This is a genomic window from Caballeronia grimmiae, assembly GCF_000698555.1.
GTDB lineage: Bacteria > Pseudomonadota > Gammaproteobacteria > Burkholderiales > Burkholderiaceae > Caballeronia > Caballeronia grimmiae.
This window is the reverse complement of record NZ_JFHE01000074.1, coordinates 1-10,922: the sequence shown is the minus strand read 5'-3', so window position 1 is coordinate 10,922 and position 10,922 is coordinate 1. Positions and strand designations below refer to the sequence as shown.

Below are 10,922 nucleotides of genomic sequence, written 5' to 3'. Positions count from 1 at the left end.
GCGGCATGAAGCAGCGCGTCGCCATCGCGCGTGCGCTCGCCATGCAGCCGCGCGTGCTGTTGATGGACGAACCTTTCGCCGCACTGGATGCGCTCACGCGCCGCCGCATGCAGGAAGAACTGCTGCGCCTCTGGAGCGATGAACGGTTCACGCTCTTGTTCGTCACGCATTCGATCGAAGAGGCGCTCATCGTCGGCAATCGCATTCTGCTTTTGACGCCGCATCCGGGCCGTGTGCGCGCCGAATTGAACAGTCATCAGTATTCGCAGGAAAGCGTGGGGCGCGGCGAGTTTCAGCAGAGCGTCGCGCGCATTCATCGCCTGCTGTTCGAAGAGGAGGCCGCGCGATGAGCACGCCGCAATTCATGGAGCCGCCCGTGCGGCCCGAGTTCGAAGCGGTTCCTTCGACGCTGGATCAGGTCCGGCATGAAGCGCCTTTGCCGCTTGCGAAGCGTCTGACCGATCGCGCATGGCTGCGCAAGACGCTGATCGCATTCGTGCTGATCGGCATATGGGAACTGGCGGCGCGCTTCGTCGACAACGACCTGCTGTTGCCGACCTTCAGCGCGACGTGCGCAGCGTTCGTGCAGGGCGTGCTGTCCGGCGAACTGATCGAGAAGGTCGCGATATCCATGTCGGTGCTGTTGCGCGGCTATTTTCTGGGCGCGGCGCTCGCGTTCCTGCTGACATCGCTTGCGGTTTCGACGCGCATCGGTCGCGACATTCTTTCGATGCTCACCGCGATGTTCAATCCCTTGCCATCCATCGCGCTGTTGCCGCTTGCGTTGCTATGGTTCGGGCTGGGCACGGGCAGCCTGCTCTTCGTACTCGTTCATTCGGTGTTGTGGCCGCTTGCGCTCAATACGTATGCGGGTTTTCAGGCGGTGCCATCGACCTTGCGCATGACAGGGCGTAATTACGGGCTCACCGGCTTGCGGCATGTCGTGCTCATTCTGGTGCCCGCCGCCTTGCCTTCGATTCTCGCCGGCTTGCGCGTGGGCTGGGCTTTCGCGTGGCGCACGCTGATCGCGGCGGAACTCGTGTTCGGCGCAAGCTCGGGCAAGGGCGGTCTCGGCTGGTACATCTTTCAGAATCGCAACGAGCTTTACACCGACCGCGTTTTCGCGGGGCTTGCGGCGGTCATCGTGATCGGGCTCGCGGTCGAGCATCTCGTGTTCGATACGGTCGAACGCGTAACGGTCCGGCGTTGGGGTGTTCAGTCGTAACCGCAGCGGTGTGACGAGACGCGCGGCACGCATCGTGCATCGCGCGTAGGATCGTCAAAAACACGCCATCGACAGATGGACACCGCCGAATGAAAATCGCGACCTTCAACATCAATGGCATTCGCTCGCGTATCGATGCCTTGCTGACATGGCTCGAACGCGAAGCGCCGGACGTCGTGTGCCTTCAGGAACTGAAGGCCACGGATGCCCAGTTTCCCGCTGCGGCCATCGAAAAGGCGGGCTATGGCGCGCTTTGGCACGGGCAGGCGTCGTGGAACGGCGTCGCCATTCTGGCGAAGGATACGCAGCCGATCCTGAGCCGGCGCGGTCTGCCGGGATTCGAAGACGATACGCATAGCCGCTATATCGAAGCGGCCGTGCACGGCGTGCTGATTGGCTGTCTCTATCTTCCCAACGGCAATCCGCAGCCCGGCCCGAAGTTCGACTACAAGCTCGACTGGTTCGAGCGATTCAACGCGCATGCGGCGTCGTTGTTCGAGAGCGGACACCCGGTCGTGCTGGCGGGCGATTACAACGTCGTGCCGACCGACGAAGATATCTACAACACGCGTTCATGGCTGAAGGATGCGCTGCTGCAACCCGAAAGCCGCGCGGCGTATGCCAGGCTGCTCGCGCAAGGCTGGACCGATGCCTTGCGCAAGAAACACCCGGACGAGCGTATCTATACGTTCTGGGATTATTTTCGTCAGCACTGGCAGACGAATTCGGGGCTACGTATCGACCACATTCTGCTGAGCAAGGATCTCGCCTCGAAGCTGCAGGATGCGGGCGTCGACAGATGGGTGCGCGGCGAACCGCACGCGAGCGATCATGCGCCCGCGTGGGTCGTGCTGAAGGAATCGCGCAGCAGAAAGAAAGCGGCTGCCTAGCCTTGACGTTTCGACGATGCGCGTGACGCCTTCGCAATCGGCGTCTCCACCGTTTCGCCGAGTTGCTTGGGCGCGCTCGCCGCTTCGCTGGCGATGTCGCCGCTTGCGTCGAGGATGACGCCGCCCGTCTCCTGCGCGGCTTGCGTGGCCGCTTGCGTTGCTTCGCTTGCGGTATCGGCGAGACTCGTAATGACCAGGCCAGTCTCTTGTGCAGCGGATTGCGCGCCTTGTTGCGCTTCGCTTGCGGCCGTGTCGAACAGGCCCTTCAGTGAGATGCCGTTGCGTTCATACTGGCTGCGCACTTCGCCGAGTATGTCCGCTTCCGTCGACGTGATGATCGACCACACGTTCTGTCCATACGAGGCCGCTTTCAGCGGAAGCTGCGCGAACAGCGCGGATTGCCAGCCGAGCACGCTTGCGCCCGCGTCTTCACCGGGCTTCAGCAGGTTGCTGCTTTCTTCGATCACCGTGCGCACCGTTTGCACGTTGAGTTCGGTGAGTTCCTGCAAACCGCTGGCGAAGCGGCCGCTTGCGTTGAGAAACGCCTGCAGATTGGCGCGTGCAAGCGAGGGCATTTGATAAGCGATATTGCCGGGATACTGAAACATTGACCGCTCCTCTCAGGTATCGAATAAAGATCGGTAAATGGAGCGCGCCGGTCGGCGCATGGCTCATCGGATACGAGTTGATTCTGACGAAGCGCACTGGCAGCGGTTCCCATCCGGCGACTGAATTTTTAAAGCACGGTCGTCAGTCTGCGCCGTGAACCTTTTGTCTGTCGCGCGCCTTGAGCGATGCGAGAAATTGCATCACGTGGGTGCGTCCGCCTTTAGTCCAGACGTCGATATGATCCGCGCCTTCTATGAACGCGAGATGTTTGTCGCCTTTGGCGGCATCGAAAAGACGCTGGAAATGCGCGGGCGGAATCACGAAATCCCGCGTGCCGCCATAAATCAGGAGCGGCGCGTGTATTGATGCGATCTTGGCGAGGTTGTCGTAGCGGTCGCGGGCGAGATATCGCACGGGGAAGAGCCTGAAGCGCGCAGCGGCGACATCGACGATGCTGGTGAACGGCGCTTCGAGTATCAGCGCATCGATGCGGCATTCGCTTGCAAGCTGGACCGCGACGCCCGAGCCTAACGAATAGCCATGCAGCACGATGGAGCGCGAACGCTCGGCGGCATAGGCATAAGCGGCGCGCGCATCGGCATAAAGGCCCGCTTCGTGCGGCTTGCCGGGATTGCCGCCATAACCGCGATATTCCGCAAGCAGGACGCCGTAACCGGCTTCGATCAATTCGAGCGCGATATGCGCGCGCTGCGTCAGGTCTTCGCCGTTGCCGTGAAAAAGCAGGATGGTCGGCGAGGCTGCATCGGGCGGCGCTCTATAGCGCGCGATCAGATCGAGGCCGTCCTGCGTCCTGACGCTGATCGATTGCGTATGAGCGTCGAGCGTGGCGTCGACGATCGTTTGCGTCTGCTCCAATGGATAGACGAGGCGGCCTTGCAGCCAGTAAAGCGCGCCCAGTGCAGCAAGGTACGCCAGTGCGATGGCGGCAAGCAGAAGCCCTAGCAGTTCCATCATCGAGCGCGGCGGATAGTGTGGGAATAGCCGCATGATAGAGCGTCATGCGTTGTCATCGCGCTGACGCAGGCTCAAGGGCATGTCGGCCGCGATTTCGCGCTGGACGTCGTCCGTCGAATGGCCGCGATTGAACAGCGCATTCAAAAGGATCGCAACCACGGCGGTCAACGTGATGCCGCTATGCGTGAGCGGCGCGGCCCACGCGGGCATCTGGCCGAAGAACGTCGGGGCCGTCAGCGGAATGACGCCGACGCCAAGACTGATCGCGACGATGAGCAAGTTGTTCTTGCTGTCGAAATCGACCTTGCCGAGTATCTTGACGCCGGTCGCGGCGACCATGCCGAACATCGCGATGCCCGCGCCGCCCAGCACGACCACCGGTATCGACGCAATCAGATTCGACAGCTTCGGCAGAAGCCCGAGCAGCATCAGGATGACGCCCGACACCGCGACGACCCAGCGGCTCTTGACGCCCGTTATGCCGACGAGCCCGATGTTCTGCGAAAACGACGAGTGCGGGAATGTGTTGAAGATGCCGCCGATCACCGTGCCGAGTCCGTCCGTGCGCAGGCCGCGCGTGGCGTCGGCGCGCGAAACCGGACGCAGCGCGAGATCGCCGAGCGCGAGGAACATGCCGAGCGACTCCACCATGATGACGACCATCACGAGGCACAGCGACGCGATCGCCGCGATATCGAAGGTCGGCATGCCGAACGCGAACGGCCGCACCGGCGCGAACCACGCGGCCCGCCCGATGCCGGAGAAGTCGATGAGGCCGATCGGCAGCGCAATCGCGAAGCCGATCGCCATCCCAAGCAGCACGGATATGTTCGCGATGAAGCCGCGCAGATACTTGTTGATGAGCAGAATCACGAGCAGCACGATGCCCGCAATCATCAGGTTGCGCGGATCGCCGAAATGCGGTGCGCCGCGTCCGCCGCCGGCCCAGTTGATCGCAACCGGAAACAGCGTCATGCCGATCGTGAGGATGATCGTGCCGGTGACGATCGGCGGAAAGAAGCGCATCAGGCGTCCGAAGAACGGCGCGATCACGACGGCGAACACGCCCGCCGCGATCGTCGCGCCGAAGATTGCGGGCAGGCCGGCGCCCGATGTGGCCATCGCGACCATCGGACCGACGGGCGCGAAGCTCACGCCCATGATGACCGGCAGGCGGATGCCGAACTTCCATATGCCGATGCATTGCACGAGCGTCACGACGCCGCATGCGAAGAGGTCCGAACTGATGAGAAACGCCACCTGATCTTTCGGCAGCCTGAGCGCCGCGCCGATGATCAGCGGCACCGCAATCGCGCCCGCATACATGACGAGCACGTGCTGGATGCCGACGGCGAGCATCTGACCGAACGGCAGCACTTCGTCGACGGGATGAGTCGTGTGGGACATTGGCGCTCCGGCGTCGCGTTTTTGGGATGCCGGTTCAGTATTGCACCGCCGAAACGCCAGAAAATATTCGGGCTGCTATCTGCGGTATGGCGAACGACTGCCGCTCATTCCGGCTGATCGTCACGGAATATGTGACCGCATGAGCGAGCGCAGACGGAAGCATTTCCCGATTGCGCAGCCAGTCTCGAAGCCTCGCCGTAACAGTTGCGCGATCTCTTTCAAAACTGAGTCCTGCGCACTGTCGAATTTTGAGATGGCGTGCTACATTCCGAGCGCCTTCAGGTGCTCGACATCGGTGCGCGATCATTCGCTGCCTCCTTTTTCAGCAACGCGAAAGCATCTTCGTCGGGGCTTGTCGCCCGCAAAATCACTATTCGCACAGGGAACTCGGCATGGAAATGGTCGGCGGAGCACGGCTCGCCCAGGTATTCGGCAACAACCAGACGGAACTGCTGAACGAATGGATCACGAAGCAGCACGCCATCGCGTCGCGTCGCGGACTCGTCGGCGAAGCGGAGCTGCGCAATCAGTTTTCGCAATTTGTCTCGCTGCTGCTGACGGTGCTCAGCGCTTCGGACCGGGTGGACTTCAAGGGAACCGAATGGCACGAAGTGCGCGCGTTTCTGGCGGATATGTCCGCTCAGCGTGCGCGTCAGGGCTTCTCGCCGGTTGAAACCGCGATGTTCGTGTTCTCGCTGAAGCAGCCGCTCGTGACACGCTTGCGCGCCGCTTTGGCGAACGAACCCGCCATGCTCGCCGATCTGACGTGGACCATCAGCGCACTGTTCGATGAACTCGGCCTGTACACCACTGAAGTGTTCCAGGCGAGCCGTGAGCAAGTGATCGTGCGCCAGCAACAAGAGTTGCTCGAACTGTCCACGCCTGTCGTGCAACTGTGGGACGGCATCCTCGCGCTGCCGCTGATCGGCACGCTCGACTCCGCGCGCACGCAGGTCGTGATGGAAAACCTGCTGCAAAAGATCGTCGAGACGGGCGCGGCCATATCGATCATCGACATCACCGGCGTGCCGACCGTCGATACGCTCGTCGCGCAGCATTTGCTGAAGACGGTCGCCGCCGCGCGTCTGATGGGCGCCGACTGCATCATCAGCGGCATTCGTCCGCAGATCGCTCAGACCATCGTGCATCTCGGCGTGAACCTGTCGAACGTGACGACCAAGGCCACGCTCGCGGCGGCGTTCGTCGTCGCGTTGCAGCGCACCGGCAAGTCGGTGACGATGGCCGGCGCGCAGGAGCACGCGGCGCGCAACGGCGCGGCCGCCGGCATGCACGATTCGTCGTCGCCCGAATGACGGCGCGCGAGTTCTTCAACAGCATGCAACGCGACTGAACAGGGCCAGGCGATGGATCGCATTCCAATTCTCACGATGGGCAAGCTGTTGCTCGTCACCATTCAGGTGGACATGCACGACCGCCTCGCGCTCACGCTGCAGGACGATCTGACGAGCCGCATCGTCAAGGACGGTGCGAACGGCGTGCTGATCGACATTTCATCGCTCGATGTCGTCGATTCCTTCATCGGGCGCATGATCGGCAATACCGCGGCGATGGCGCGCGTGCTCGACGCGCAGACGGTCGTCGTCGGCATGCAGCCTTCGGTCGCGATCACGCTGGTCGAGCTCGGGCTCACGCTGTCGGGCGTGCGGACCGCGCTCAACGTCGAAAAGGGCATGGCGCTTCTCACCGGCGGCGGCGCAGCCTGACGGCCGCAAGTGAACCAGTCCATGATGACCTTCTATCCAACGGCCATGCCGGCCGCCTCGTCACCGCCCGATACGCTGCCGATCCGCTCCGACGAGCAGATCGTGCGCTTGCGCCAGTTCGTGCGCGAGAAGGCCGTGGCGCAGGGCTTGTCCCTCATCGATCAGACCAAGTTCGTGACGGCGGCGAGTGAGCTGGCACGTAACACGCTCATCTACGGCGGTGGCGGCGACGTGCATTGCACGCTCGTCGAACGCAATGGCCGCCGTGGCCTCAAACTGGAATTCGTCGATAACGGACCCGGCATCCCCGACATCGCCCGCGCGCTCTCGGACGGCTACACCTCGGGCAGCGGCCTGGGGCTCGGCCTCGGCGGCGCGAAACGCCTGTGCGACGAGTTCGACATCCGCTCTGCGCCGGGTGAGGGCACGCACGTCTCGATCACCAAATGGAAACCGTTCTAAAGGAATCAATGGCGGCGCAGCAGCGGTACGAGATCGCCGAGGCGAGTCAGATCGCCTTCGCGCGACGCTCGATCGGCGAACTCGCACGCGGACTCGGTTTCAACGAGACGGTCGCGGGCCAGCTTGCGATCGTCGTCACGGAATGCGGCACGAATCTGCTGAAGCACGCGGGCAGCGGCGAATTGCTCGTGCGCCCGCTGCTGGACGGCCCGCAGCGATACGGCATCGAAGTGCTGTGCATCGATCGCGGGCCGGGCATTCAAGACCTGTATCGTTCGTTCGAAGACGGCTATACGACGGCCGGCAGCCCCGGCAACGGCATGGGCGCGATCAGGCGTCTGTCGGGCGAGCTCGATATCTGGAGCATGCCGGGACACGGCACGGTGCTGCGCGTCGTGTGCTGGAACGGCCCGAGCACGGCATCCGCGCACGATGCGCGCGTGAGCTACGGCGTCGTGAATCTGCCGCTTCACACGGAAACCGTCAGTGGCGATGCATGGTCCTGTCACGCCGGCGACGATGCATTCACCGTGCTCGTCGCGGACGGTCTCGGCCACGGCCCACTCGCGAACGTCGCCGCAATCGAGGCGGCGCGCGTGCTCGGCGCGCACGGGGACGCGCCGCTCGAACGCATCATGGAGCTTGCCAACGAGGCGCTGCGTCCGACGCGCGGCGCGGCGGTCGGCATTGCGCGGATGCCGTTGGGCCCATCGGCGGCGGGCGGGAAGGTCGCCTTCGCCGGCATCGGCAATATCTCGGCGAGCGTGTGGACGCACGATTCGCACCGGCATCTGGTGTCGCATAGCGGCATCGTCGGGCATTCGGCGCGGCGCGCGCAGCAGTTCGATGTGCCTTATCCGCCCGATTCGCTCGTCGTGCTGCATTCGGACGGGCTCGGATCGCGCTGGGATCTCGAACGTTATCCGGGCCTGGGCGCGCGGCATCCGGCGCTCGCCGCCGCCGTGCTGTATCGCGATTTCTCGCGCGGCCGCGACGACGTGACCGTGTTCGTCGCACGGGCGACGGGAGCCGCATGATGGCGCTCGCGCTCTATTCGATGGAGATCGACGGCGAGCGCGATATCGTCGCGGCGCGTCGCAAGGCGCGCGATGCAAGCGCCGCGCTCGGCTTCTCGACGCAGGACCAGACGCGCATCTCCACGTCGGTGCTCGAAGCCGCGCGCACGGTGCTGGCGGCCGGCCCGCACGCGCGCGCGGAATTTCTGCTCGACAACGCGACCTATCCGCCGCGTTTCGTCGTGCGCTTTCGCGCCGGCGCGGGCGCGGGCGAGCGTCTTCGCGCGATGAAGAACGACGCGTCGCAAGCCGCGCTCGGCCTGCTCGCCGCGCAACGGCTGATGGAGCAATGCGCGATCGCCGACGATCCCGACGGCGGCACCTCCATCTCGCTCGCGAAGGCGCTGCCCGAGAGCGCATCGCCCGATGCGAAAGCGGCGCACGCGGTCGCGGCGACGCTCGCCCGCCAGGACAACGAAGACTCGACCGCCGAACTCGCGCGCCAGAATCGCGAACTGATCGGCGCGCTCGCCGACTTGCGCGAGCGCCAGGAAGAGCTGACGCGCCTCACGCGCGAACTCGAAGACACGAACCGCGGCGTCGTCGCGCTGTACGCGGAACTCGATGCGCGCGCGGATCATCTGCGCCGCGCGGATGAGTCGAAGTCGCGGTTTCTGTCGAACATGAGCCATGAATTCCGCACGCCGCTTTCGTCGATCCGCGCGCTCTCGAAGCTGCTTCTGGAACGCATCGACGGCGAGCTGACGGAAGAGCAGGAAAAGCAGGTGCGCTTCATCCGCAAGGCGGCGGAGGACTTGTCCGAAACCGTCGACGATCTGCTGGACCTCGCGAAGATCGAAGCGGGCAAGATCGAAGTGCGCGCCGTCGAGTTCGAAGTGGATACGCTCTTTTCCGCGCTGCGCGGCATGCTGCGGCCGCTCACGCCGGGCAATACCGTCGAGCTGATATTCGAGCCATGCGAGGGCTTGCCGCCGATCCGCACCGACGAAGCCAAGGTCGCACAGGTGCTGCGCAACTTCGTGTCGAATGCGCTCAAGTTCACCGAGCGCGGCGAAGTGCGCGTGTCCGCGAGCTACGACGAAGGGCGCCGTCTGATCACGTTTTCGGTGACGGATACGGGCATCGGCATCGCGCCGGAGCATCAGCAGGTCGTGTTCGAAGAGTTCGGCCAGGTCGAGAACCGGCTTCAGCAATATGTCAAAGGCACCGGACTCGGGCTGCCGCTGTGCCGCAAGCTATGCAAGCTGCTCGGCGGCGATGTATCGCTCGAAAGCGAACTCGGGCGCGGATCGACCTTCAGCGCGACGATTCCCGCTTTCTATGGCGAGTCCGAAGCCGCGCAAAGCGCCACACACGGCGACACGGGACCGGCGGTGCTGCTCGTCGCAAGCAATCCGATCGAGCGGCTCGACTGCGAAGCCGTGCTGCGGCAATCGCCGTATCGCACGACGAGCGCCGCGACGCTCGATGAAGCGAGCCGCGCGCTCGCCCGCACGCCGCCCGCCGCGCTGCTGCTGGCCGTGCGGCCCGCGCCGTCGGAGGCGTGGATCTGGCTTGCGGCGCTGCGCGCGCAGGCGGCCACGCGCGACATTCCTGTCGTCGTGCTCGGCGAACCGGAAGATCGGGATGAAGCGGGCGCGCTCGGCGCGGCAGCGTTCGTGCAGAAGCCGATCTCGGGCGGCGAACTGGCGAGCGTGTTGGACATGGTGTCGGGCAGAGTGAACGGGACGCTTCGCGGGGAAGGAACGACATCATGACGAGCGACTGGAGCGAGGTCCTGATCCTCAACGTGGACGATAACGACGGCGCGCGGTACGCGAAGACCCGCATCCTGTCGCGGGCCGGCTTCAACGTGATCGAAGCGGGGACCGGCACGACCGCACTGGAACGCGTGCGCGCCGAATCGCCCGATCTCGTGCTGCTCGATGTCAAGCTGCCCGATATCAACGGCCTTGAAGTGTGCCGCCAGATCAAGGCGTCGCCCGAAACCGCGGGGACGCTGGTGCTGCAGACATCGGCGGCGGCGGTGCATAGCCTCGATCGCATTCGCGGTCTCGAAGGCGGCGCGGACAGCTATCTGACCGAACCCGTCGAACCGGCCGAACTCATCGCGCACGTGCGCGCGCTGCTGCGCGTGCGGCTTGCGGAAAGCGCGCTGCGCGAGAGCGAAGAACGCTTTCGGCAGCTTGCGGACAATATCGACGATGTCTTCTGGATGCTCGATCCCGCCGCCAATCAACTGCTCTACGTCAGTCCCGCCTACGCGCGGCTGTGGGATTCGGGCGAAGGCGCGCCGGCGCCGCTTCCCGGCCCGGATCACTGGTCCGGCGACGTGCACTTGCTGGACCGTGAACACGTGGCGGCGGCGTATCGGCAATTGCTGACGAGCGGCGCGCCGTATCACGTCGAATATCGCATCGCGCGGGCGCGCGGCGGGCCGCGCTGGGTGGCCGAGCGTGCGTCGCAGGTGCGCGGCGCGGATGGGCGGCCCGTGCGTATCGCGGGCATCGTCAACGATATTTCCGAGCGCAAGGCCGCCGAAATGCTGTTGCGCGACGCGGACCGCCGCAAGGACGAATTTCTTGCGATGCTC

General features: G+C 64.3%; 12 protein-coding genes. 9 read left to right on the top strand and 3 right to left on the bottom strand.

What is annotated here, in order from left to right:
* The 3 genes from BG57_RS29935 to BG57_RS29925 all read left to right on the top strand — a co-directional run.
* Positions 1-350, top strand: a 350-nt coding sequence (locus BG57_RS29935) for an ATP-binding cassette domain-containing protein (protein ID WP_035970775.1), incomplete at its 5' end; no start/stop codon positions are given.
* Positions 347-1,225 carry an ABC transporter permease gene (locus BG57_RS29930; protein ID WP_035970772.1) on the top strand — a complete coding sequence of 293 codons (879 nt, stop codon included), beginning with the start codon at positions 347-349 and terminating at the stop codon, positions 1,223-1,225. The genes BG57_RS29935 and BG57_RS29930, both read left to right, overlap by 4 nt.
* 89 nt (positions 1,226-1,314) lie before the next feature.
* The gene (locus tag BG57_RS29925) at positions 1,315-2,115 is read left to right on the top strand and encodes an exodeoxyribonuclease III (RefSeq protein WP_035970770.1); all 801 of its coding nucleotides are present in this window, start codon (positions 1,315-1,317) and stop codon (positions 2,113-2,115) included.
* On the opposite strand, the gene BG57_RS29920 is transcribed toward BG57_RS29925, so the two are convergent.
* The 3 genes from BG57_RS29920 to BG57_RS29910 form a co-directional block, all read right to left on the bottom strand.
* Complete coding sequence (locus tag BG57_RS29920) at positions 2,112-2,723, bottom strand: phasin family protein (protein ID WP_035970768.1); 612 nt, start codon at positions 2,721-2,723, stop codon at positions 2,112-2,114. The genes BG57_RS29925 and BG57_RS29920 overlap by 4 nt on opposite strands.
* A gap of 142 nt (positions 2,724-2,865) precedes the next feature.
* Positions 2,866-3,732 (bottom strand): alpha/beta hydrolase, encoded by an 867-nt coding sequence (locus BG57_RS29915; protein WP_229754037.1) that lies wholly within the window; start codon positions 3,730-3,732, stop codon positions 2,866-2,868.
* Positions 3,733-3,741: 9 nt separating this feature from the next.
* Positions 3,742-5,106, bottom strand: a complete 1,365-nt coding sequence (locus BG57_RS29910) for a nucleobase:cation symporter-2 family protein (protein ID WP_035970765.1) — start codon at positions 5,104-5,106, stop codon at positions 3,742-3,744.
* A 392-nt stretch (positions 5,107-5,498) separates the two neighbouring features.
* Between BG57_RS29910 and BG57_RS29905 the strand changes: the two genes are divergently transcribed.
* The 6 genes from BG57_RS29905 to BG57_RS29880 form a co-directional block, all read left to right on the top strand.
* Positions 5,499-6,419, top strand: coding sequence for an STAS domain-containing protein (locus BG57_RS29905; protein WP_035970762.1), 921 nt, complete (start codon positions 5,499-5,501; stop codon positions 6,417-6,419).
* Between the two features lie 51 nt (positions 6,420-6,470).
* Complete coding sequence (locus BG57_RS29900) at positions 6,471-6,830, top strand: STAS domain-containing protein (RefSeq protein WP_035970761.1); 360 nt, start codon at positions 6,471-6,473, stop codon at positions 6,828-6,830.
* Positions 6,831-6,851: 21 nt separating this feature from the next.
* Positions 6,852-7,292 carry an anti-sigma regulatory factor gene (locus BG57_RS29895; RefSeq protein WP_035970774.1) on the top strand — a complete coding sequence of 147 codons (441 nt, stop codon included), beginning with the start codon at positions 6,852-6,854 and terminating at the stop codon, positions 7,290-7,292.
* Entirely contained in the window at positions 7,277-8,329 is a 1,053-nt protein-coding gene (locus BG57_RS29890; RefSeq protein WP_035970760.1) for an ATP-binding SpoIIE family protein phosphatase, read from the top strand. Before BG57_RS29895 ends, BG57_RS29890 begins: the two co-directional genes overlap by 16 nt.
* The gene (locus BG57_RS29885) at positions 8,326-10,086 is read left to right on the top strand and encodes an ATP-binding response regulator (protein WP_229754038.1); all 1,761 of its coding nucleotides are present in this window, start codon (positions 8,326-8,328) and stop codon (positions 10,084-10,086) included. Before BG57_RS29890 ends, BG57_RS29885 begins: the two co-directional genes overlap by 4 nt.
* Positions 10,083-10,922: response regulator (locus BG57_RS29880; RefSeq protein ID WP_035970756.1), on the top strand; the 840-nt coding region annotated here is incomplete at its 3' end. The genes BG57_RS29885 and BG57_RS29880, both read left to right, overlap by 4 nt.